This window comes from Bifidobacterium sp. SO1, from assembly GCF_018555335.1.
GTDB classification, from domain to species: domain Bacteria; phylum Actinomycetota; class Actinomycetes; order Actinomycetales; family Bifidobacteriaceae; genus Bifidobacterium; species Bifidobacterium simiiventris.
Genome location: NZ_JAFEJR010000001.1, coordinates 323,804 through 342,606 on the forward strand (window position 1 = coordinate 323,804; position 18,803 = coordinate 342,606).

The window sequence follows — 18,803 nt, forward strand, 5'->3', positions numbered from 1 at the left end:
ATCCAACTCCCTCCGCGAGAGGCGAGCAGTTGTTTGAGAACTCAAGAGTGGACAGCCCCTGCAGCCGAGGGGCTGAGGCTCCGCCGGCTGGTATCGCCGTGGTGCGGCGATACCATAGCATGTTCAGCGCTTGTCGTTGAAGATGTCCCAATGCGCCGAGCCGTCAAACAGACAGTCCAGTGGACTGTCTGTAGGCGAGGTGAGTGAGTTGCAAGACAGGCAACTCGCGAAGGCCGCCGCATTGGGGTATCTTCAGCGCTTGTCGTTGAAGATACCCCAATGCGGCGGCAGCTCTCCGAGGATGCGCTTGTCGTCGTCGGCGTCGCGCTGGGCGGCGGTGGTCATGTCGCCGGGTTCGAGCTTGACGCCGTCGGCGTCGAACAGTTCGGTGCCATGAAACACCACACGCCGGTGCTTGCGCGTGGTGCGGCGATTGGGATCATAGGCGGGCTGATCGTTCATCGCGTCTCCTGGTACAGTTCGCTGATGCGCGAGACGATGCGGTCGACTTCCTTGTCCGGGTTGACGAACGCGGCAACGCTCCACACGGTCATGACCGACCATCCCAACGTCGTCAGGTTCTGCATCATGAGACGGTGACGGTCGCGCGTGGACTGGGTGCTCATGAACTGCACATCGTCGGTCAGCACGGCCAACGCGAACGGCTTGCCGTTGACACCTACGACCAACGGGATGCGCAGGCCACGGTCAAACCCGTAGTTGACGGCCACGTTCAGCCCGCGCATACGCAGTCTCTCAGCCAGATCGTCGAACAGCACGTTGCCGTCGATCGGAGCCGGCGAGGCGCTGACCGAATCCTGCGTGAGCTGGCCGGCCCATTCAAGCACGGCCTTGAGCATCTTCGGACCGCTCTGGTGAATGCGATCCTCGTCCAGATCGGCCGCCGTGAACGCGGCGGTGATGTCCACGTTGCGGTCGGCGAGCGCGAGCGCGTCGAGCAGCAGGTTCTGCCCGTTCTCGATCTCCAGCGTGCCGAACTGCTGCAGCAGCCATCCGTGCGTGGTCTTGGCGTAGCTGATCGCAACGATCGCGTCGGTGGCATGTGCCCCGGCGACCTCGGTGATGTTCACGATACGTACGTGGCGCAGGAATCGTCCCATCGTCTTGTCGCGCGAAGCCAGCGTCTTCAGTTCGGCGCCGAGCCGTGAACGGAACGTGTCGGTCAGGCTCACAACGGTCAGCACGTAGCTTGCAGGCACGATGGTGAAGGTGCCGGCGCGCTCAGTGATGAGACGCACGACTTCCTCGATCTCCTGCTGGCTGGATTCGACCAGACCGGAGCTCATCACCGGCACGCCGCTGCCGTCGACGGGATGGAATCGCACGTACCCCTGCACGGTGGCCGCGTCGTGGCTCACCTCGCCGTAGCCGTGCGTCTCGAGGAACGCGGTGAGCTTAGGCGAGCGGCGCACCGGATGCGTACCGGCCTCGACCCCGGGCAGCAGCCCGATGAGCTTGGCGAGAGACGCTGACGTGACCGTGGCGCGGTGCGCGAGCACGACCACGCTGCGGGCGCGGGCGAGGATCGTCAGCAGTTCGATGGCGGGCATGTGCGCGCCGGCATCGATGATGACGACATCGGCGACCGGGGCTGGCCCGGTGAGCGCGGCTAACGTGGACGGGGTCGCGATGAGGATGGGCTTGGCGGCGGCGAGGATCTGCCCGTAGTCGCGCTGCACGCGCGCGAACGAGGCACGGGAAGCCGATCCGGCGAGCACCGTGTGCAGCTGGTTCGCCTCCTGCGTGCGCGAGAACAACAGATCGGACAGCTTGCGCATGGATTCCTGCGCGACCATCGGGCCGATCGAACGCACGTGCTCGACGTCGACCTGGGCGAACCGGTCGGCCGCGGCCTGCATGGCCGAACCGTCCTGGTTCGAGATGATCGCGGACGACTGCACGATGTTCTCGAACACGGTCGTCCACCACGCAAGCTGCAGTTCGCCGGCGACCGCATCCGCGTCGACGCGGCGATTGTGCAGGTCGTCGACCAGTTCGGTCAGTCCGACCGACTGGAACTCCTGTTCCAGGCAGCAGCGTTCCGGCAGCGTGTCGAGCGCATGACGGTCGTCGTAGAGCGCCTTGAGCCGCGTCTCGACGTCGTTGAAGTCCACCGCGTCGATGTTGCCACCGGCCGGGGTGGTCGCCAGCACCGTGTCAAGCGCGGTCATGCCGGCCGACAGGGCCTCCTGAGTCTCGATGATCGCGTCGAGCTTGGGCGGCAGCACCGGCCAGCCGCCATGCGGCACGAACATGCGCCACTGGTCGGCCTGTTTGGAAACGACCTTCAAAGCCTCGTGCAGGTTTTCGACCTGGGCGCCGACGCGAAGCAGGCTCTTGGCCTCCTTGATGTGGCGGCGACGCTCCCAGAAGCCCATCGACGTGCCTTCGGCCTTGCGCTCGGCCTTCGGCTTACTCGCCTCGATCATCGAGTCGATGTCGCGCTCGAAGATCTCGGGCTGGAATACGTCGAGCACGCGGCGCAGGTTCTTGAGCACCATGACCTGCCGGCCCCATTCGCGCGCCGTGTTCGGCACCGGGAAGCCGCACGCCTGCACGGTGGACGTGACCTGTTCGCGCGTGGCTGGCAGCAGCGTGTTGAGCAGGTCGACCACATGCTGGTAGGCGTTGATCGCTTCCTCCTCGCTGTTGAGCGAGGCCTTGAACCACGCGGTGTCCTCGGGGCCGATGGTGAATTCGCCGAGTTCGGCGGCGCGGCGCAGCTTGCCGGCCCATTCGTCCAGATTCGAGGCGACTGAATGGGCGGCCTGCGGCTGCAGGCGCACATGCGTGGCCGGGTGCGTGGGCAGCGCGGCGATGTTGGCGAGATTCTGGATGGTCTGGTATGCGGAGACGCCCCACTGCTCGTTGGTGCCGTGCAGGTCACCGAGATAGCGGGTCAGGCGCGAGCGCACGCCGACGAGTTCGTCAGACAACTGGTCGAAACGGGAGGAGGCGACCCCCGGATGGAAGCCGACCGCGGCGATGAGCTGACGGTCGATGTCGGCGGCGGCCTTCGCGTCGGCGATATCGAGCATCTGACCGCCCATCTCGCCTTCGCGCACCGCCTGCTGGAAGCGGCGCTTCTGATCGGCCACGCACGGCACGTACAGCACGGTGTGCCCGGTCATTACGCAGCGTGACGCGATCGCGGCCGCCTGGTCGGCGCTGTCCTTGCCGACCTCGCTGTCGACGAACAGGCTGCGTCCGGTCGCGGCCATGTTCGCAGCGTACCGCACCTTGTTGTCAACGTCGCCGATCTCGTATTCGGTGTGCGGGTCGGCGTCGAACGGACTATAGTCGGGCATCGCCTCGCCCTTGAGTTCGCTGACGGCATCCTCGTATCCGGCGAGTGCGTCGAGCATGCGGTTGCCGGTGCGGCCTTGCTCAAGTTGGTCGACGATGCGCTGGCTTTCGGCGAGCACCATCGACGAGGGATCCACGAAGCAGCCGACGACAAGCTGGCGTTCGATCGTGAAATCGGGGAACGCTTCGGTCGCCAGATCAGTGATCGCGCCGAACACCGCGGCGGTGTCGGGCGTGCCGTTCGCGTAGTGCGAGCCGTCGAACAGATCGTCGGCGCTCACCGTCACGCCGTGTTCACGCATCGCCGCGACGAACGCCGGGTTGAGTTCGACACGGCCAGTGAAGCGGATCGTTGCGCGCAGGCCATTCTCATCGCGCGTCACGTCGACCGGATACAGCAACACGGGCATCTGGTTGCCATCCCAGTCGGCCACGCCGACCGCGAGCGAGAGTTCGGACACACCGCTGACGCGTGCGCGCGTGGCCTTGTCGTCCAGCACGCGTTCGATGCGACGTCCGGCGGCGCGGCGCATGGCCGTGTCGCGGAACAACGCGTCCATCGGGGCGTGGCCGCTGGCGAACAGCTGGGCGATGCCGGAGGGGTGCGCGTGCGTCAGGTCGAGTTTGACGTTGAGCTGACCGATGTTCTCCAGCGGCGAGGGGTCAAGTCCGTCGCGGTATTGCTCACGCCAGGCTCGGATGTCGGCCAATGGCGCGTTCGTGGTGTTCTCACTCATGGATGTGGCCTCACTTGCCTACCGCGTGGCGGTATTCCTGGTATCCGGGATTGTCGGCGAGCGCCGCGTCGATGTCGGCGTCACCTCGGGCCGACAACCATGCGTACAGGTCGTCGTACAGCGACGGGTTCATGGCGAGGAACGGCAGCAACTGGCGATGGGCGGCCATGCTGAACTGCACCGTGAAGTCGGTGGTGTGCTTGGCCTCGTCGGAGGTCAGACCGTCGATCTCGACGGTGGGTTCCGGCTTGCGGAATTCGCCTTTGGCGACGCGATCGAACACCGAACCCGGCTCGAACACCGGAGTATACGCGGCGGTCGTCTCCGGTTCGGACGGTTCGCCGACCGTCGGCTGCGCGGACTGCTGGTCGGACTGTACGGCCGGCTGTGTGGACTGCTCGGGCTGCGTCTGATCGGCCGATGCCGTCGGTTCGGACTGCGCGGCGGTCTCGGACTGCGGGATCGCCTCCGGTTCTGCCGGCTGCGCGACGTCCGAATGCTGTTCGACCGGATGCGGGTCGAACGTGTCAAGCGGTGTGGTGTCGAGCACCGGAATACGGGTCGCCACCGGCAAGGTCGCCTCGTCGATGTTCTGCGCCGGTTCCGGCGAAACATGCTCGTCCTTCGGCGTATCAATCCCGTCCGCGCTCACGCCGGACGCGGTCGACAGCGCGTCCACGAACAGGTCGCGCGGTTCCTCGCGCTTGGGCTGTTCGACGTGCAGCGGCACGGGATCGGCGATGGCGACCGGACGGTTCGGATCCTCGACCGGCGCGACCATCGGCGTAAAGCTCTGCAGGGCGGCCGCGCGCAGCGCTTTGGCGCGCGCCTCCACGCTGCTTGCGTCGAGCGCGCTGGTCGGCTCGCCGGCACGCAGGTCGAGAATATCGTCCACCGACATGTCGGCCACGTCGGGCTCGGCCGGCTTGCCGTCGTCGGTCGCATACTCGAACAGGTCGGTCACGGACGGTTCGGGTTCCGCCGCTTCCTCGACCTGCACGAAATCGACCGGCACGTCGCCGAACTGCATACGCACCGCAGCGGACGGCATCGGAAAATCCACGTCCGCCGGCAGACGCACCAGCCGGCCGTCGTCGCGTACCAGATACGTGCCGTTCGTCGAACGCATGTCGCGCAGCGTCGCCGATCCGTTCGCGAGCACACGCAGCACCGCGTGACGCTTGGACATCGAGCGGGTCTCGTCGTTCACCTCGAACCGCGGGGTGCCGTCATCCGGCAGCGGACGGATCGGCTTGCGTCCGATCTCCAGGCTTTCGGACGGCAGCACGCTCACCTGATCGCAGCTCTTGACCTTCACCAGCCACCTGCGAGACCGCTGTTCATCACTCACCGCGCAGCCTTCCTTTCTGCCTTCCAACGGGACTTCTGCCAATATGCTACGTGCCATTGTGTCATGTTTCTCTCGACATTGCGCGTTTATTCGCAAAAACCCCGCCTCCGCGCGTGCAGCGCGATGACGGGGTGTTTGCAAAAGCTTGGTAATGTGCGGGCTTCACTCCCGCGTGTATTACTTGAGCTCGACGGTGGCGCCAGCCTCTTCCAGCTGAGCCTTGGCCTTCTCGGCGTCTTCCTTCTTGGCCTTCTCGAGGATGGCCTTCGGAGCGCCGTCAACCATGGCCTTGGCGTCAGCCAGGCCAGCGTTGGTGATGGCCTTGACGGCCTTGATGACCTGGATCTTCTTGTCGCCGACAGCGGTCAGGACGACGTCGAACTCGGTCTTCTCCTCTTCCTCAGCGGCAGCGCCAGCGGCCGGAGCAGCGGCGACAGCGGCGACCGGAGCGGCAGCCTCGACGTCAAACTTCTCCTCGAAGGCCTTGACGAACTCGGAGAGCTCGACGAGGGTCATTTCACCGAAAGCTTCCAGCAGCTCTTCGTTGGTGTACTTAGCCATGATGGCTTCCTTTCATTCTGGCGGCGGCCCGCGTGCTCATGCCGGCGCACCGTCTCAATGTTTTGTTTGTTTTCCGAATGGTTCATGCGGCGAGCCGCATGGGGATCAAGCTGCCTTTTCCTGCTTCTCGCGCAGGGCGTCGATCGTACGCACGGCCTTGGTCGGCAGAGCGACGAACAGGTACGCGGCCTTGGAGGTCGTGGCCTTGAGGTCGCCGGCGAACTTGGCGAGCAGCTGCGGGCGAGACATCATGTCCGCCAGCTTCTTCGCACCCTCGCCGTCGTAGACGGTGCCATCGGCATAGCCGCCCGAGATAACGAGAGCCTTGTTGGTCTTGGCAAAGTCACGCAGGACCTTCGCAGCCTCAATGAAGTCGCCCTTCACGAAGGTGATGGCGGTCGGGCCCTTGAGCAGGTCGTCAAGACCCTCAATGCCCGCTTCCTTGGCGGCGATACGCGCCAGCGTGTTCTTAGCCACAGTGTAGGAAGTATCGCGGCCTAGCTTTTCGCGCAGTTCGGAAACCTGCGGAACGGTAAGCCCGCGGTACTCGGTCAGGTAGACGGCATCGGCGTTACGGAACTGCTCCGTAAGCTGAGCGACCACCGCTTCCTTTTCGGGCCTCTTCATGGCGTTCCTTCCTAGATCGGCCGTTGATCTTCTCGGTCAGGAACTCAAGCTGCCAAGGCAATAAAAAAGCCCTGCGCACAGGCAGAGCAACATCCACCGCGTTTGTCTTGCGACTTGCGGCATCCCGCGAACGGGCACATATTTCTCAACCTGCGCTGGCTTGGCGAACCAAACTTCGTGGGATTTGCATCCCAAACCAACGGTCTGTGGTTTACGGATGAATAAAATACGCCCGGGACTTGACTTCCGTCAAACCCGGGCGTGTCGTACTAGTGGTCAGCGAATCACTTCGTGTAGTCCTTGTTCTTGCTCTCCTTGATCAGGAACAGGGCGACGAGCGCGAGCGCCGACATCACGGCGAGGTACCAGCCCACGGACTGGACGGTGCCGGTCGCCTGCACGAGCGCGGTGGCAATGGTCGGGGCGAACGCGCCGCCGAGGATCGCGGCGAGGTTGTAGCTCAGGCCGGCGCCGGAGTAACGCACGCTGGTCGGGAACAGCTCGGGCAGGTATGCGCCGCACGGCCCGAACAGGGCGCCCATGCAGCAGAAGCCGACGCACAGGAACAGCATCACGGTGAACGGGTTGTGCTGCAGCGACTGCAGGGCGAAGATGCCGAACACGAGCGTGCACAGCGTCGCGGTGATGAGCACGGTCTTGCGGCCGAGCTTGTCGGCGTACAGGCAGGAGATGATGATGAAGATCGCGAAGAAGAACACCGACACCATCTGCATGGCGAGGTACTCGTTCTGGGTGAACGCCGGCTTCATGACCTTCACGCCGTAGCTCAGCGACCACGTGCCGAGCACGTAGAACAGCGAGTAGGTGATGCCCATCGCGAAGGTGCCGAGCAGCACTTCCTTCCAGTACGGCAGCAGGGCGCGCAGCGGGTGCTTGACGACGCGATCCTCGGCGGCGGCCTGACGGAAGATCGGGGTTTCGGTCATGTGCAGACGCACGTACAGGCCGATGGCGACCAGCACCGCGGAGCACAGGAACGGGATGCGCCAGCCCCACGCCTGCATCTGGTCGGGGCCGAGCACGGTGTCGAGTAGCAGGTTCAGGCCGTACGCGCAGAAGAAGCCGATCGGGGCACCGAGGTTCGGGAAGGAACCGTAGAGCGCGCGCTTGTTGGCGGGGGCGTTCTCGGTGGCGACCAGCGCGGCGCCGGACCATTCGCCGGCGAGGCCGACACCCTGGCAGGCGCGGCAGATGCACAGAATGATGATCGAGAACACGCCGAGCTGCTCATAGCCGGGCAGGCAGCCGACGAGGAACGTCGAGATGCCCATCGTCATCAGCGCGACGACCAGCGTGGTCTTGCGGCCGATCTTGTCGCCGAAGTGGCCGAACAGCATGGAACCGAACGGGCGGGCGAGGAACGACACGGCGAACGTCAGGAACGCGAGCATGGTGCCGATGGCCGGGTTCGCCTTGGTTGCGCCCGGGAAGAAGATCGCGCCGAAGTAGCTGGCGGATGCGATGGAATAGCAGTAGTTGTCGTAGAACTCGATGGCGGTGCCGACCATCGAGGCTGCGATGATTTCAGGCACGGAATCGCGTTTTTCCTTGTCGGTGGCGGATTGAGCCACGGCGACGGATGCGGACATGATGAGTCTTCCCCTCTATATCTTCGATTGCGGCCGGCGATGAATTCAGGCAACAGCCGCGCGAGAAACGCACCGGGTATGCGACATCCGCGTCAGGGGCTTTTGGCCAGCGGTGTCGCACACCGCTGTGCTGACTTATGAGTGTGGTCGATAACCGGTCATCAGGGGCGGCTTTGACCACATAGTGAACGGCGGGGTGCCGTTGTCGCGGCGCAAATACAAAAATCCCCGCAGGAAATCTCCCACGGGGTTTTGTATGGTGCAATCAGTCGATCACAGCACCGCGTTCAGGATGAAGTCAAGCACGAACAGGATCGCGACGACCCAGATCACCGGGTGCACCTTGTTCGCCTTCTTCTTGCAGGTCATCACGATGCAGTACATGATGAAGCCGCCGGCGATGCCGTACGAGATCGAGTACGAGAACGCCATGAACACGGCGGCGAAGAACGCCGGGACCGCCTCGGTGATGTCGTTCCAGTCGATCTCCTTGAGGGATGCGGCCATCATGCAGCCGACGATCACGAGCACGCCCGCGGTCGCGGCGGACGGCACGGCGGAGATGATCGGGGACAGGAACGCGGACAGCGCGAAGCAGATCGCGACGACCACGGAGGTCAGGCCGGTGCGGCCGCCTGCCGCGATGCCCGCGGAGGACTCGACGTACGTGGTGGTGTTCGAGGTGCCGCAGATCGCGCCGATCGAGGTGGCGATGGAGTCGGCGAACAGGGCCTTGTCCATCTTCGAGGAGAAGCCGGAGCCGTTCTCGAGGGCCTTCTCGTCGGCCTCGGAGAAGATGCCAGTGCGGCGGCCGGTGCCGATGAACGTGCCGATCGTGTCGAACGTGTCGGACATGGAGAACGCGAAGATCGTGACGATCACGAGCGGCAGGCGCGCAACGTCGGAGAACAGGGCCGGGAAGCCGGCGCCGGTGAAAATCACGCCGAAGGTCTGCGGCAGCTGGGCGAAGGTCTCGCCGATGGAGACGGACTGACCGAAGTTGGTCACGCCGAACGGGATGCCGACGAGAGTGGTGATGGCGATGGCGAGCAGCATGCCGCCCTTGACCTTGAGCACGGTGAAGACGATGGCGAGCAGCAGACCGACGAGGAACACCCACAGCACAGGGGTGTTGAGCGTGGCGAGGCCCGGGGTGGCGCCGGTGGCGAGGCCCTTGCCGGCGGCCTTGGTATCCTTCGGGGTGAAGGTGATGAGGCTGACGTTGAGCATGCCAACGTATGCGACGAACAAGCCGATGCCGCCGCCGATCGCGTGCTGCAGCGTCTCCGGGATCGCCTGGATGATCATCTTACGAATCTTGGTGACGGTGATGACGATGTTGATCAGGCCGCACAGGAACACCATGCACAGCGTCTCCTGCCAAGTGAAGCCCAGGCCGAAGCAGACGGTGTAGGTGAAGAACGCGTTGAGGCCCATGCCGGCGGCCTGCGCGTACGGGACGTTGGCGAACAGGCCCATGACCAGCGTGCCGATGATGGCCGCGATGATCGTGGCGAGGAACACGCCGCCCCACGGCATGCCCGTCTGGCTCAGGATCTGCGGGTTGACGACGATGATGTAGCTCATCGCGAAGAACGTGGTCAGACCGGCCATGACCTCAGTGGACACGGTGGTGCCGTTCTCCTTCAAATGGAAGAACTTCTCCATATATCTCTGCTTCCTTTTCGTGGGTTGTTAGGGGCCGGTCGTGCGGTGTGCGTCCGCGGTGGCGGACGGATGCCGACGACCCACGGCCCCGGCGAGAATCGCGACTCGCCGTACGTCCGTTTTGTCGAACGCGCCCACGATAGCACCGTCACAAGTCATGGAGGTTTCGTGAACGAAATCCGCATCGTGAGCCCCGGCACAGGCCGGCGCCCGACTCGGTTATCCCAATCCGCGCCAGCAATCGGGCCAAAAGTCCGAAAACACGGAAAGCCCCGCACGAGGCGGGGCTTTCCGAAAACATGCGGGACGGCTCAATCCGTCGCGCGATCAGCCGAAGCGGCCGGAGACGTAACGCTCGGCCTCTTCGTTCTGCGGGTTGTTGAACATCGTGGTGGTGTCCGCGAAGTACTCGAGGTGACCCGGCTGGCCCACGGCCTTCAGGTTGAAGAACGCGGTGTAGTCGGCGATACGGGCGGCCTGCTGCATGTTGTGGGTCACGATCACGATCGTGTAGTCGCCCTTGAGCTCCTGAATCAGATCCTCGACCGCCAAAGTCGAGATCGGGTCCAGAGCCGAGCACGGCTCGTCCATGAGCAGCACCTGCGGGTGCACGGCAACCGCGCGCGCGATGCACAGGCGCTGCTGCTGGCCACCGGACAGGCCGATGCCCGGGTTGTCAAGACGATCCTTGACCTCGTTCCAGAGGTTCGCGCCGCGCAGCGCCCACTCGACCAGGTCGTCCGCGTCGGACTTCGAGATCTTGCGGTTGTTCAGGCGCACGCCGGCGAGCACGTTCTCGCGAATCGACATCGTCGGGAACGGGTTCGGGCGCTGGAACACCATGCCGACGTCGCGGCGCACAGAGACCGGGTCCACGTCCTTGTCGTACAGGTTCTTGCCTTCGAGCAGCACCTCGCCCTTGACGTGGGCGCCGGGGATGATCTCGTGCATGCGGTCGAGGGTGCGCAGCACGGTAGACTTGCCGCAGCCGGACGGTCCGATGAACGCGGTCACCTTGTTCGGTTCGATGTTGATGTTCACGTCTTCCACGGCGAGGAAGTTGCCGTAGTAGATGTTCAGATGGTTGACATCAATGCGTTGTCCCATGTGAATTCCTTATTTGATATTTACCGAAGTTCTTGCATCGCGGGCGGCGTCAGCGTTCGGACTTGACGGCGAAGACCTTCGCCACGAGTCGGCCGATGCCGTTGAGGATGAGGACGATCAGGATCAGCACGAGTGCGGCAGCCCACGAACGCTCCATAGGAATCGTGGTGACGCAGGCGACGGTCGCGTTGGCCGGGCAGTTCGCGTTGAGCTTGGAGTACTCCTGGAAGACGTACACCGGCAGGGTGGTCATCTTGCCGTCGAACAGGTTGAAGTTCGTGGACGCGATGTAGCCGGCGGTCATGAGCAGCGGCGCGGTCTCGCCGATCACTCGCGCGATGGCGAGAATGCAGCCGGAGACGATGCCCGGCAGGGCGGTGCGCAGCACGATCTTGGTGATCGTGCGCTGCTTGGTGACGCCGAGCGCGTACGATGCCTCGCGCAAGTCGCCCGGGACGATCTTGAGCATTTCCTCGCTGGACTTGACGACGGTCGGCAGCATCAGCAGGGACAGCGAGACGGAACCCGCGAAGCCGTTGACCGAACCCGGTCCGATGAGGATGGTGAACATCGAGAATGCGAACAGACCGGCGACGATGGACGGGATACCGCTCATCACGTCGACGAGCAGGGTGATGGTCTGCGCGAGCTTGCCGCCGTGCGCGTATTCGACGAGGTAGACGGCGCACAGCAGACCGATCGGGATGGAGATGACCATCGCGCCGAACGTGATCTCGAGCGTGCCGATGATCGCGTGGAACACGCCGCCGTAGCCGCCGGACGGGGTCGGGTTGCCGCCGACCACGCCGGTCATGTTGAAGCTCAGGAAGTTGAGATTCAGACGCTTGAGGCCGTTGACGAGCGTCGTCCACAGCACGGAGACCAGCGGGATGAGCGCGATCACGAACGCGAGCGAGATGAGCACGCGCATGATGAGATCCTTGCGCTTGCGGGACGCGATGAACGAACGCGACGGCTTGAACTTGTCGAAGTCGATGACGGGCGCGCCTTCGAGCGACGCCTTGGGGTCCTGGGTCAGGTCAGCCATCATCCCACCTTCTTTTCAGTGATCTTGCGGGCGACGTAGTTCACCACGAAGGTGATGAGGAACAGCACCAGACCGGTGCCGATTAGCACCGACACGCCGAGGTCGTTGGCCTCGGGGTACTGCGCGGCGATGTTCGCGGCGATCGTCTGGTTCTGCGAGGCCTGCAGCAGCTTGAACGAGTAGTTGAGGCCCGGGGACAGGATCATCAACACGGCCATCGTCTCGCCGAGTGCACGGCCAAGACCCAGCATGGAAGCGGACACGACGCCGGACTTGCCGAACGGGAGCACGGCAAGCTTGACCATCTCCCACTTGGTCGCGCCGAGCGCGAGGGCGGCTTCCTGCTGCAGACGCGGGGTCTGCAGGAAGATGTCGCGCGACAAGGAGGTGATGATCGGCAGGATCATGACGGCGAGCACCACGGCCACGGTCGCGACGGTACGCGACGGGTTGGCGGCCGGGCCGGCGAACAGCGGGATCCAGCCGAAGTAGGTGGCCACCCAGTTCCAGAACGGGTAGATGGCCGGCACGAGGATCAGGCCGCCCCACAGACCGTAGATAACGGACGGGATAGCGGCAAGCAGGTCGACCACGTAGCTCAGGGCCGTGGCGAGCTTCTTGGGCGCGTAGTGCGAGATGAACAGTGCGATGCCGATCGACACCGGGAACGACAGCAGCAGCGCGAGAGCAGACACGAGTACGGTGCCGAAGAGCAGCGGGCCGACGTACTGCCAGAAGCCGTTGGCCTTGCCACCGGTGAAGTCGGCGATGGTCTTGCTGTTGTCGGCCTGGTTGCCGCCGATGAGCGGCCACGCGCGGAAGAGCAGGAAGAGGAACACGGCGGCGAGCACCACGAGGATCAAGATGCCGCAGGCGTACGCGATGACGCGGAACACCTTGTCGGCGGTCTTGCCGCTCGCAGCAGGCATCGTGACCGCTGCTTTGTCTTGCGAACTCACAGGTTCTCCTTATTATTTGGGCGATATGCGAGTGAATCGCATTCGGAGCCTGACCGCCTGTAGGCCGCAGCCGCGTGATGCGACTGCGGCCTACAGGATTTCACTTCAGTCAGCGTCCGGATGACCGGTTCACTTGGTCTTGATGGCCTCGATGGAAGCGGCGTCCTTCTGGGCGATGGAGTCCGGCAGCGGAGCGGAGCCGGCGGCCTGGGAAGCGGCCTTCTGGCCGTCGGAGCTGGTCACGTAGGTGAGCCAGGACTTGACGAACTCGGCGGTCTTGGTGTCCTTGTACTGCGGGCAGGCGATCATGTAGGAAACCAGCACGATCGGGTAGGCGCCTTCGGTGGTGGTGGCGTGGTTGATCTTGACGACCACGCGGTTGTCGCCCTTGACGGAGGAGTCGAGCTCGGAATCGTCAATGACCTTGGTCGCGCCGTCAGCGGAGATCTCGCTGTACTTGTCGCCGACCTTGACGGCCACGGTGCCGAGGTCGCCGACCGCGGAGAAGTCGGCGTAACCGATGGTGCCGTCGGCCTGCTTGACGGTGTTCACGACGCCCGAGGTGCCCTTGGCGCCCTGACCGACCTCGTTCGGCCAGTTCTCGGACAGATCGTAGGACCATGCGTCAGCGGCCTGATCCTTGAAGTAGCTCACGAAGTTCTGCGTGGTGCCGGACTTGTCGGAGCGGTGCACGACGGTGATCGCGGTGTCCGGCAGGTCGAGGTCCTTGTTCTGGTCGGCGATGGCCGGATCGTTCCACTTGGTGATCTTGCCGTCGAAGATCTTGGCGATGGTGGCGGCGTCCATGTTGATGTGCTTGCCGGCGTCGGAGATGCCCTTGAGGTTGAAGATCACGGCGATCGGGGAGATGTAGACCGGGACGTCGAACGCGGTGGTGTCGGCGGCGCACACAGACTTGGAGTTGTCCACATCCTCGTCGGCGAGGGCCTTGTCGGAGCCGGCCCACGCGGTGGCGCCGGTCAGGAAGGTCTTGACACCGGCGCCGGAGCCGGACGGATCATACGCGATCTTGGCGTCCGGGTTGGTGCCCTGGAAGCCAGCGACCCACGCCTCGACGGCGGCCTGCTGCGAGGAGGCGCCGGCGCCGTTGAAGTTGCCCGAGATCGGCTCGGACTTGGAGGTGGTGTCGGAAGAGTTGTTGTTGGAAGAGCCGTTGTCGGTGGAGGCGGTGGTGTTGTCGCCGCAAGCCGCGAGGGAAGCCAGCATCGCGATGCCCGAAATGGCCGCGATGGAGCGGAAAAGCACATTCTTACGCATGTCTATTTCTCTCTATTCTGTCAATATTTCTTTTTGACAGTTCAAGGTTATGGGAGATTTTGGGGGTCACCGGCCAAAATCGGTGAACGTAAGATGAACAGTTGCCAATCAATACGACTACGCCCCGGCTACGTCGTTTTTGACATAGCCGGGGCGTGCGCACGCGCTGAACACTGCGCGACGGGCTTCGCTCGTCACTCTGTGGACAGACAGTCCCGTGGACTGTCTGTAGCCGTGCGCACCGGCGCACGCGCCGAACACTGCGTGACGGGCAAAGCCCGTCACTCCGTTGGACTATCGATCTTATATCCCAGTCCGCGCACGGTGGTCAGGTACTTCGGATGCGCCGGATCGACCTCGATCTTGGCACGCACGCGCTTGACGTGCACGTCGAGCGTCTTGGTGTCCCCCACGTAATCCGATCCCCAGATCCGGTCGATGAGCTGGTGACGCGTCATCACGCGCCCCTTGTTCTGCATCAGGTATTCGAGCAGCTCGAATTCCTTGAGCGGGAAGAACACGTTCTCGCCGCGCACGCTCACCTGATGCTGGCCGATGTGCATCACGATGTCGCCGCAGGTCAGCGGCATGTCGCCGTCCGCGCTGCCCGCGACCTCGGCGACCATCTGGTTGCGCCGCAGCACCGCGCGGATGCGGGCGAGCAGCTCGCGGAACGAGTACGGCTTGGTCACGTAATCGTCCGCCCCGATCTCGAGGCCCACGACCTTGTCGATCTCCGCGCTCTTGGCGGTCAGCATGATGATCGGCACACGGCTCTGCTCGCGAATCCTGCGGCACAGCGCAGTACCGTCCAGCCCGGGCAGCATCAGGTCGAGCAGGATCAGGTCGAACCCGCCTTGAGTGAACAGTTCCAGCCCCTCCTCGCCGGTCGCGGCCGCGGACACGTCGTAGCCCTCGCGCGTGAGCTGGTACACCAGCGGTTCTCGATACGACTCCTCGTCTTCAACGATAAGAATACGGGTCATCTGTCCTTATCCTGTTCCTCGATTGATTTCGTCTCATCTCGTCCCGACACAGGCGACGATCTCACTGCTGAGCCTTATCGTAGCCGCTCGGTGAACCGAATATGACGAACTTCCTAAACTACGTAACCGATTGCGCCGACTATATCAACGTAGTCATGCCTCGGTTTTCGCATCCTTACGATTGTCTTTCGTCGCAGTATCGTCCGCCGCCGGTAACTCGATCGTGAATGTCGAGCCCTCACCTTCGCGCGACCATACCGAGATCGTACCGCCGCATTCCTGCACGCAATGCTTGGTGATCGCTAGCCCCAGCCCGGAGCCGCCGGTCTCGCGCGAGCGCGCCGGGTCGACGCGGTAGAACCGTTCAAACACGCGGCCCAGCGACTCGGCGGGGATGCCGATGCCTTGATCGACCACGCGGATCGTGACCTTGCCGCGCCGTTGCGCGACGCCGACCGCGACGACCGTATGCGCGGGCGAATAGTGGATCGCGTTTTCGACGAGGTTCTTGACGGCGGTTTTGAGCGACTCGTCGTCGGCCATCACGGTCACTTCGTCACCGGTTTCAACCTCGGCATCATCGTCCGCGGGCACGGCGAGCGGCACCGCCGTGCCGTTGTCGGTCAGGCGGATGTCGATGTGCTTGGCGTCAGCCTGCGGCTGGTTCTCGCCGATCGCATCACGCACGACCGTCATCACCGACACCGGTTTCATCTCGACCACGCCCTCCATCGACTGCGCCTTCTGCAAGTCAATCAGGCGACGTACGAGTTCGGTCAGCCGGTTCGATTCCTTGGCCACACGACCGGAGAAATAGCGCACGGCATCCGGGTCGTCGGCCGCGTCGGTGATCGTCTCGGCCAGCAGCGAGATCGCGCCGACCGGGGTCTTCAGCTCGTGCGAAACGTTGGTGACGAAATCGCGGCGCATCGCCTCAAAACGACGTTGCTCGCTCATGTCGGTGAGAAACACCGCGTACAGACCGTCCACAATGCGACCGGCGCGAACCCGCAGATAGAGCAGATCCGAGGGGACTTCCTGTCCGGGGCGCACGCCGCGACCGTCCGACGGGGCGGCGGCGCGGTGGTCGCGGTCGGAGGGAATCGCCACCTCACGTTCACGCACACGACCGTCCGCGATAGTGAGCGAGAGGAAATCCTTGATCTCGTCGGAGTCGAGACGACCGTGATCGACCAGTGCGAACTGTTTCGCGCCGGGACTGAAGTAGCGCACGTTGCACTTCGCGTCGCAGATGATGACCGATTCGGGGGCGACCTCGATCAGGCCGCGTTCGGCGTCGCGTACCGGCATGTCCTCGCCGAACAGCGACTGTCGGGCGGGGTCGCGCAGCAGGTCGGCGACCCGCGCGTCGCCGCGCCGCCGGCCCGCATCATAGGCGAGCACGGCGGCGACGGTCGCGGCCGCGGCCATCGCCAGCAGCACGATGAGCAGGATCTGCCACCATGTCATGGAACAACCTTTCCGCACGAAACGAATGTACGGCTTCCAGCGTAGTGGCCGACATGCGTAGTTTCCACGCGCGACTACGTAAGTTCAACGGTTGTTCATGTTGAGGCGGGACGGAGCGAACTACATCCGCTTGAGAATGTTGACGGCGAGTGCGGCGGCGGTATTCGCGTATTCGGAGATGTCGAACTCCTTGAACACCTCGTAATCAGTGTCCGCATTGTCCGAAAGCGCACGGATCACGAGCGCGGGCACGCTGTTGCGGGCGGCGACGTGGGCCACGGCCGCGCCTTCCATTTCGACCGCATCGGCGCCGGTGTCGTGGATGACCTGCTCGACCTTCCTCGGGTCGTCGACGAAGTAGTTGCCGGAGGCGATGATGCCGGTGATGTGCGTGATGCCCATGTCGTTCAGCGCCGCGTCGGCGAGCGCGAGCAGACGATCGTCGGAGTGGAATTCCTCGACCGGCGTGCTTTCCGTGCCAGGCGTCCACTGGCCGACCAGGCGCATGTCGGTGTCGAGATAGCGCAGCGTGCCGCCGAGCACCACGTCGTTGATGTGCAGGTTGCGGTTGAGGTTGCCGGCGATGCCGGAGAAGATGACGGCGTCCGGCTGGTAGGCGTCGATGAGCCGCTGCGTGGTGGCGGCCGCGTTGACAAGGCCCATGCCGCCGACGGTTGCGGCAACGGTGATCTGCTTGCCGTCGGTGGTGTCGATGGTGCCGCGCGACACGTCGAGGCTGGCGGCGACGTCGTGTTCGACATTGTTGAGCGCGCCGGCGATGTGCGCGACTTCCTCGGTGAGCGCGCCGATGATGGCGATGGTGGTCATGGTGGTTCCTTTCAGTCACTTCCAGCGGCGAGTGGAGACGGCATCGGCCAGCTCGTGCAGCAGACGCTCCGTCTCCTGCCAGCTGATGCATTTGTCGGTGATCGACTTGCCGTAGACGAGCTGGTCGAGCGGCGCGGCGGGCTGGTTGCCGCCTTCGATGAAGCTTTCCATCATCACGCCGGTGATGCCGGTCTCGCCGTCGGCGATGCGCCGCGCGATGTCGCGCACGACCTCGGCCTGACGGTGTTCATCCTTGCCGGAGTTGCCGTGCGAACAGTCGATGATCAGCCCATGTGCGGCGGCCGAATCGGCCGGCATCATCGCACGAATGTCGTCCATCGCACGGGCGACGGACGTCGCGTCGTAGTTCGGGCCGTGGATCGAGCCGCGCAGCACGACGTGGCAGTCCGGGTTGCCGAGCGTTTCGACCGCGCACGCGCGGCCCATGTGGTCGATGCCGAAGAACGTGTGCTGCTGCGCGGAGGCGAAGCAGCCGTTGACCGCAGCCTTGACCGAACCGTCGGTCGCGTTCTTGAAGCCGATCGGCATGGACATGCCGGACGCCAACTGGCGGTGTACCTGCGATTCGGTGTTGCGCGCGCCGATCGCACCCCAGCTCACCGCGTCGGCGATGAACTGCGGGCTGGTCGGCTCGAGGAACTCGGTCGCGGCGGCCAGCCCCTCCCCCAGCACGCCGAGCAGCGTCTTGCGGGCGAGCAGCAGGCCCTTCTTGATGTTGTGCGTGCCGTCGATGTCCGGATCGTTGATCAGGCCCTTCCAGCCGACCGTGGTGCGCGGCTTTTCGAAGTACACGCGCATGACGATAAGCAGTTCGCCCTCGACCTCCTTCATCACGCGCGCGAGCCGGTGCGCGTAGTCGAGCGCAGCGGCCGGGTCGTGCACGGAGCACGGGCCGACGATCACGAGCAGACGGTCGTCCTGACCGTAGAGGCATGCGCGGATCTCGTCGCGCGAGTAGGCGACGATCTCCTGCGCGGTCTTGTCGAGCGGCAGTTCGGCCAGCACCTGCGCCGGCGTGGGCAACGGTTCGAGTTCGAGGATGCGGCGGTTGACGATGCGGCTGACGCCGACCTGATCTTCCCAGCGCGGCACGTCGGTGGCGATAAGCGGATTCTTGCCCTCGTCCATCGCCTGACGGATGGCGCGCAGTTCCTCGGGGGTGTTCAGCGGCTGCGGGCCGGCGTGGTGCACGGCGTCCCCCATGTTGTTCTGCTGCTGCATGATG

At 64.2% G+C, this 18,803-nt stretch carries 15 protein-coding genes; all 15 read right to left on the reverse strand.

Translation table 11 applies throughout. The annotated features are described in order from the left end of the window. Nucleotides 1–252 precede the first annotated feature (252 nt). Nucleotides 253–462 (reverse strand): hypothetical protein, encoded by a 210-nt coding sequence (locus JS541_RS01490; RefSeq protein WP_214372550.1) that lies wholly within the window; start codon nucleotides 460–462, stop codon nucleotides 253–255. Further along, nucleotides 459–4,064: a helicase gene (locus JS541_RS01495; RefSeq protein ID WP_214372551.1), complete on the reverse strand. Its 3,606-nt coding sequence runs from the start codon at nucleotides 4,062–4,064 to the stop codon at nucleotides 459–461. Before JS541_RS01495 ends, JS541_RS01490 begins: the two co-directional genes overlap by 4 nt. Nucleotides 4,065–4,074: 10 nt before the next feature. Continuing rightward, nucleotides 4,075–5,415, reverse strand: a complete 1,341-nt coding sequence (locus tag JS541_RS01500; RefSeq protein WP_346428268.1) for an FHA domain-containing protein — start codon at nucleotides 5,413–5,415, stop codon at nucleotides 4,075–4,077. 177 nt (nucleotides 5,416–5,592) lie between these two features. Next, nucleotides 5,593–5,976, reverse strand: a complete 384-nt coding sequence (gene rplL, locus JS541_RS01505; protein WP_044089143.1) for a 50S ribosomal protein L7/L12 — start codon at nucleotides 5,974–5,976, stop codon at nucleotides 5,593–5,595. A 105-nt stretch (nucleotides 5,977–6,081) separates the two neighbouring features. Continuing rightward, a complete protein-coding gene (rplJ, locus tag JS541_RS01510) occupies nucleotides 6,082–6,603 on the reverse strand; it encodes a 50S ribosomal protein L10 (RefSeq protein WP_214372553.1) in 522 nt (173 codons plus the stop codon). Between the two features lie 284 nt (nucleotides 6,604–6,887). Next, a complete protein-coding gene (locus JS541_RS01515) occupies nucleotides 6,888–8,213 on the reverse strand; it encodes an MFS transporter (RefSeq protein WP_214372555.1) in 1,326 nt (441 codons plus the stop codon). A gap of 273 nt (nucleotides 8,214–8,486) precedes the next feature. Then, on the reverse strand, nucleotides 8,487–9,881 hold the full coding sequence (locus JS541_RS01520; RefSeq protein WP_214372557.1) for an NCS2 family permease: 1,395 nt from the start codon (nucleotides 9,879–9,881) through the stop codon (nucleotides 8,487–8,489). 327 nt (nucleotides 9,882–10,208) lie between these two features. Further along, on the reverse strand, nucleotides 10,209–10,988 hold the full coding sequence (gene pstB, locus JS541_RS01525) for a phosphate ABC transporter ATP-binding protein PstB (RefSeq protein ID WP_152359196.1): 780 nt from the start codon (nucleotides 10,986–10,988) through the stop codon (nucleotides 10,209–10,211). Nucleotides 10,989–11,037: 49 nt separating this feature from the next. Continuing rightward, on the reverse strand, nucleotides 11,038–12,036 hold the full coding sequence (pstA, locus tag JS541_RS01530) for a phosphate ABC transporter permease PstA (RefSeq protein WP_214372559.1): 999 nt from the start codon (nucleotides 12,034–12,036) through the stop codon (nucleotides 11,038–11,040). Continuing rightward, entirely contained in the window at nucleotides 12,036–12,995 is a 960-nt protein-coding gene (pstC, locus tag JS541_RS01535; protein ID WP_214372561.1) for a phosphate ABC transporter permease subunit PstC, read from the reverse strand. The genes pstA and pstC overlap by 1 nt, the downstream gene beginning before the upstream one ends. A gap of 129 nt (nucleotides 12,996–13,124) precedes the next feature. After that, a complete protein-coding gene (locus tag JS541_RS01540) occupies nucleotides 13,125–14,273 on the reverse strand; it encodes a phosphate ABC transporter substrate-binding protein PstS (protein ID WP_214372563.1) in 1,149 nt (382 codons plus the stop codon). Nucleotides 14,274–14,554: 281 nt separating this feature from the next. Continuing rightward, nucleotides 14,555–15,259 carry a response regulator transcription factor gene (locus JS541_RS01545; protein WP_214372565.1) on the reverse strand — a complete coding sequence of 235 codons (705 nt, stop codon included), beginning with the start codon at nucleotides 15,257–15,259 and terminating at the stop codon, nucleotides 14,555–14,557. A 153-nt stretch (nucleotides 15,260–15,412) separates the two neighbouring features. Next, nucleotides 15,413–16,729 (reverse strand): ATP-binding protein, encoded by a 1,317-nt coding sequence (locus JS541_RS01550; RefSeq protein ID WP_214372567.1) that lies wholly within the window; start codon nucleotides 16,727–16,729, stop codon nucleotides 15,413–15,415. A gap of 120 nt (nucleotides 16,730–16,849) precedes the next feature. After that, a complete protein-coding gene (gene mtnN / locus JS541_RS01555) occupies nucleotides 16,850–17,557 on the reverse strand; it encodes a 5'-methylthioadenosine/S-adenosylhomocysteine nucleosidase (protein WP_214372568.1) in 708 nt (235 codons plus the stop codon). Nucleotides 17,558–17,572: 15 nt separating this feature from the next. After that, nucleotides 17,573–18,799 carry a 3-deoxy-7-phosphoheptulonate synthase gene (locus JS541_RS01560; RefSeq protein ID WP_214372569.1) on the reverse strand — a complete coding sequence of 409 codons (1,227 nt, stop codon included), beginning with the start codon at nucleotides 18,797–18,799 and terminating at the stop codon, nucleotides 17,573–17,575. Nucleotides 18,800–18,803: the final 4 nt, after the last annotated feature.